Annotated in this window: 6 protein-coding genes; 4 read left to right on the forward strand and 2 right to left on the reverse strand. The window is 58.0% G+C overall.

All coding sequences use genetic code 11. The features are described from left to right. Positions 1 to 59 precede the first annotated feature (59 nt). A complete protein-coding gene (locus RR842_RS12940) occupies positions 60 to 506 on the forward strand; it encodes a hypothetical protein (protein WP_332517914.1) in 447 nt (148 codons plus the stop codon). Positions 507 to 521: 15 nt separating this feature from the next. Next, positions 522 to 974 carry a PIN domain-containing protein gene (locus RR842_RS12945; protein ID WP_332512811.1) on the forward strand — a complete coding sequence of 151 codons (453 nt, stop codon included), beginning with the start codon at positions 522 to 524 and terminating at the stop codon, positions 972 to 974. Positions 975 to 989: 15 nt separating this feature from the next. Here the strand turns inward: RR842_RS12945 and RR842_RS12950 are convergent, their stop codons facing one another. After that, complete coding sequence (locus tag RR842_RS12950; RefSeq protein WP_332730021.1) at positions 990 to 1,784, reverse strand: EFR1 family ferrodoxin; 795 nt, start codon at positions 1,782 to 1,784, stop codon at positions 990 to 992. A gap of 83 nt (positions 1,785 to 1,867) precedes the next feature. Here RR842_RS12950 and RR842_RS12955 point away from each other — a divergent pair, with 83 nt between their 5' ends. After that, positions 1,868 to 2,230: an arsenate reductase family protein gene (locus RR842_RS12955; RefSeq protein ID WP_332554075.1), complete on the forward strand. Its 363-nt coding sequence runs from the start codon at positions 1,868 to 1,870 to the stop codon at positions 2,228 to 2,230. A gap of 77 nt (positions 2,231 to 2,307) precedes the next feature. On the opposite strand, the gene dtd is transcribed toward RR842_RS12955, so the two are convergent. After that, on the reverse strand, positions 2,308 to 2,754 hold the full coding sequence (dtd, locus tag RR842_RS12960) for a D-aminoacyl-tRNA deacylase (protein WP_332730022.1): 447 nt from the start codon (positions 2,752 to 2,754) through the stop codon (positions 2,308 to 2,310). A 200-nt stretch (positions 2,755 to 2,954) separates the two neighbouring features. Between dtd and bilS the strand changes: the two genes are divergently transcribed. Then, on the forward strand, positions 2,955 to 3,470 hold the full coding sequence (gene bilS / locus RR842_RS12965; RefSeq protein WP_332517911.1) for a flavodoxin family protein BilS: 516 nt from the start codon (positions 2,955 to 2,957) through the stop codon (positions 3,468 to 3,470). The last annotated feature ends 36 nt before the right edge of the window (positions 3,471 to 3,506 follow it).

Below are 3,506 nucleotides of genomic sequence, written 5' to 3' on the forward strand. Positions count from 1 at the left end.
GAAATGATTGAAAGTATTACGGTATTACCGTATACTAGAGAAAAGAAAGGAGACCAGACATGGAAGCTGTGGCGAAGAAGGATACTGCTCAAAAGGGCTTGCCGAAGACTTCACAGAAGCCGGAGGGGCGGGTTCGAATGCTGGGTGCGGCATCGAGTTCCGATGCGTCTGGCCGCCCGCGAACCGACTCTATCGTAACGGCGCGCGTGCCTATCGAAATCAAAGAGCAAGGAAACGCGGTGCTTAAGAAGATCGGTGCCACGCCGACGGAACTGGTGAATGCTGCCTATCAGTACGTACTAAGCTGTGGCGAGCTTCCAGAGGCTTTCCCTTCGCTGAGAGAGGTGGCAGATCGTCGTCGATTGCTCACGTCGGAGCGGAAGTTCAAAATAAGGGATAGGGTTGTGCGTATGACGCTAAAGGCTCCTGCATCCTGGGAGGGAAAAACATACGATCAGCTGCGCGAGAATGCCATGCGGGAGCGGTATCCGGAATACTTTGGATAGAGGAGCGTGGCGGACATGCGTCTATTGCTCGATACCAATATAATGCTCGACCTGTTTGCTTGCCGAGAAGAATTCTATCGAGAGGCACTCTCTTTAAAAGCTATGGGTCTCTATGAAGATGCGGATCTGTGGGTTTCGGCGAAGTCATTCACGGATGTGTTCTATTTGATGAAAAAAAGCGGCGCTTACGACAGTGATACCATTCAGGATATTTTCCTTGATAACCTTTCGTATCTGAATGTATGCAAAATCGAGCGCGCTGATATCGTGGAATCGGCAAAGGCAAAATGGCCCAATTTCGAAGATTGCCTTATTGCCCGGTGCGCGGAGAAAGTGAAAGCAGATGCGCTTTTGACACGGGATAGGAAGGGTTTTGCTTCTTCAAGCGTCCCTCCCTGTTCCCCCGCTACTCTCTTTGAATACCTGGAAAAAGAGTACGGTATTGTTTATGACGAAATAGATTGGTAGCGACCTGCTCGTATGTTATGCCCGCCTGGGGGCGTTTGCTAGCACGGGGTGTACGTAGCGGCCGCGCGTCTCGGTTTTTTTGCCGTACTGGATGGCATTCACGGGGCAGCGATGCAGACATCCTAGACATTGTGTGCAGCCCAGTTCGGCCCAGCGGGGGGTTCCCTCGATAATCGTGACAGTGTTTGTGGGGCACAGGTCGGCGCACTGCCCGCAGTGTATGCAGTTGGTCAGGGCGTAGAACTCCGCAGTGGAACGCGGTTTCTCGTCTTTGCCGGTGAAGGCTGACATGAGTATGCCGAAGGGGTTGCGATGCTCGGCATGCACGTGCTCGCGCTGAGTGATGCGCTGGGCGATGCGGTGCGACTCCAGGTCGGCGGCGGCTATGAGGCGCTCGCGCTTCTCGCCTTCGGCGGGGGCGTAGAGGTAGGTGCAGTTGCCCACCGACTTCACGCTGAAAGAGGCATCTAGGTTGATGCCCTGGCTCTCCAGCAACTCAGCTGCAAAGAACCGCGCTGTGTTGCCGACAAAGGCGCCGCAGGTGACGACAGCAAAGCAGTAGTCGGGAGCGAACGTCTCTTGGTTGCCGGTGCGGAAGCGGGCCCGCTTGATGAAGGCGTCGATGAGAGGTGGCGTGGTCCAGGCGTACGTGGGAAACACGAACCCCAGAGGCTCTCCCTGTTCCAGCGTGAAGGTGAAGTCCTTGTACTTGTAAGCGACGCCAATGTCGACCAGCAGGTCGTCCGTTTCCTGGGCGATGGCCTGCGCCGTCGCAAGCGAGTTACCAGTGCCGGTGAAGTAGAAGATCATGCCAGGGCCTTTCTGTCGTTATCTGCATCAGTATAGCAAGTGGGAGCGGAGTATCATGGGAGCAAATGTTGAAAGGGGTTTGTATGGGTAAAGTGCTGTTTGTGGAGTATCCGAAATGCTCCACCTGCAAAAAAGCGAAAGCATGGCTCGACGCGCACGGTGTAACCTACCTCGACCGCCATATCGTCGAGGACAATCCGACAGCTGCCGAGTTGGCCGAGTGGCACGTAAGGAGTGGGTTGCCGCTGCGCCGACTCTTCAACACGAGTGGCATGCTCTATCGCGAGCGCAACATCAAAGCCCTCTTAGACGACGGCATGGACGACGCGGATGCCTACGCGCTTCTCGCCGAGGACGGCATGATGGTCAAGCGTCCCCTGGTGGTTGGGGAGGACTTCGTTCTCGTCGGCTTCAAAGAGGCCGAATGGGAGGAAGCGCTCCTGTAGGCAAGATGCTGTCCGGGACAGGGCCGCTGCCCGGGACGGGGCGCGTCACCGGGAATCCTGCCCTGCAAGGGGGGCTGCTAGAAGAGGTCGGTGTCGAGGGCGAGGGTGAAGGGGCCGTCGTTTGAGAGCGAGACGTCCATGTACGCCCCGAACCTCCCCGTTTCCACGCGTGGCACGTCCTGTCGGGCACGGGCGACGAATCGCTCGTAGAGGTGATTCGCCGCTTCGGGTGATCCTGCGTCGGTGAACGAGGGGCGGTTTCCCCGCTTGCAGTCTGCGTACAAGGTGAACTGCGAGACGACGAGCACTTCGCCTTGTACCGCGGCGAGTGCCAGGTTGGTTTTGCCCTGCGCATCCTCGAATATGCGCAGGCGGGATATTTTGCTCCAGAGCTGCTCGACCTGCTCTTCGGTGTCATGGCGCCCGACTCCCAGCAAGACGAGAAGCCCTTTTCCTATTGCGCCAACGGTAATGCCGTCGATATCGACCTGGGCATGGGAGACGCGTTGGATAACTGCCCTCACGGATGACCCTCCTGTGCTGTCCTCGTCTTACGAATGCGGTAAGTATAGTCCATGAAGGGCGGGCGATGCTTTCGTGCGGCCTGCGAGAGGGCTGTTTACGGCAGATGAAGAAGAAGGTATAACGAGGGCGGAAGAAAGCAGGACGAAACGTGCAGGTGTGACCGCGCCGCGCAAGAGGCGCGTGCGAAAGGACGAAGCTCATGGACTATGCGATCGTGTACGACAGCAAGACGGGGAATACCGAGCAGTTGGCCGAGGCGATTGCCGAGACATTGCCCGCCGAAGGACGGCTTGCCTACGGCCGCATAGAAGACGTTGACCGGACGGCCCTTGATGCTGCCGAACGCGTTTATGTGGGATTCTGGACGAACAAGGGATACTGCGGCGATGAGATAGCGGGGTTGCTGGCAAGCCTTGCAGGCAGGGAGGTGTTCCTGTTCGGCACGGCGGGCTTCGGCTCCGACGAGACGTACTTTGCGGGAGTGGCGGCTCGCGTGCTTGCGAACCTGCCAGGATCGGCCGAGGTGGTGGGCACCTTTATGTGCCAGGGGCGCATGCCGCAGAGCGTGCGTGTTCGCTACGAGCACAGGGCGGCCGAAAATCCTGCGCAGGCCCCGCGCCTGCAGCAGATGATCGAGAACTTCGATCGGGCGGCAACGCATCCCGATGCGAACGACCTTGCACGCTTGCGCGCCGCACTCGAGGCTGCTTGCTAGCGATAAAGACGATCAAGCGGGGTGCGAGCTCTACGG

Origin of the sequence: Gordonibacter sp., assembly GCF_036667095.1 — a bacterium.
GTDB lineage: Bacteria > Actinomycetota > Coriobacteriia > Coriobacteriales > Eggerthellaceae > Gordonibacter.

Bases quoted from the DNA above. Each gene is read 5' to 3' on its own strand.
- RR842_RS12940 (WP_332517914.1), top strand. From the start codon at position 60: ATGGAAGCTGTGGCGAAGAAGGATACTGCTCAAAAGGGCTTGCCGAAG.
- RR842_RS12945 (WP_332512811.1), top strand. From the start codon at position 522: ATGCGTCTATTGCTCGATACCAATATAATGCTCGACCTGTTTGCTTGC.
- RR842_RS12955 (WP_332554075.1), top strand. From the start codon at position 1,868: ATGGGTAAAGTGCTGTTTGTGGAGTATCCGAAATGCTCCACCTGCAAA.
- bilS (WP_332517911.1), top strand. From the start codon at position 2,955: ATGGACTATGCGATCGTGTACGACAGCAAGACGGGGAATACCGAGCAG.
- RR842_RS12950 (WP_332730021.1), bottom strand. From the start codon at position 1,784: ATGATCTTCTACTTCACCGGCACTGGTAACTCGCTTGCGACGGCGCAG.